General features: G+C 33.9%; 1 protein-coding gene. It reads right to left on the reverse strand.

Annotated features, from left to right (window positions below):
• The coding region (locus ACJDU8_RS25680; protein WP_479723081.1) for an NADH-quinone oxidoreductase subunit B family protein at positions 1–472 on the reverse strand (472 nt) is incomplete at both ends.

A 472-nucleotide genomic window follows, 5' to 3' on the forward strand; every position in this document is an offset into this window, starting at 1 on the left:
CAACCAGGTAATTTTATAACTTCACGACTCAATATATTAGATACACTTTTACTCAAAGATGGATTAGGCTTTGCAGCAGAAATGCCACCATAAGATGCACAAGTTCCTACTGCTAAAACATATTTAGCTTTTTCACCTGCCATCTTTACTGCTTCTAAGGCTGTGACAGGCTTTCCCTTGTAATGAGCTATTATATTATACATGCCATTTTCTTTAGTAGACACTGCTCCGTCTATTAACAATATAAATTCAGTATTCAAAGTATCTAATAAAGCCTCAAAAGCAAATTCTCCCTCTGATGTCATCAGTGTGTTGTTGTATGTTAAGTTAACTAATTCATTTAGAATATAATTGAGTCCTGGATTTACACTATTTAAAAAAGAAATAATATTCCCCGAACATCCGGTAACCTCCAGCCATATAGAATTTAACTTTTTTGCCTGTCTACTTTTGATTAGGTATATTGCTTCCG

The sequence above is a fragment of the Candidatus Clostridium eludens genome (assembly GCF_045310515.1).
Taxonomy (GTDB): Bacteria; Bacillota; Clostridia; order Clostridiales; family Clostridiaceae; genus Clostridium_B; species Clostridium_B eludens.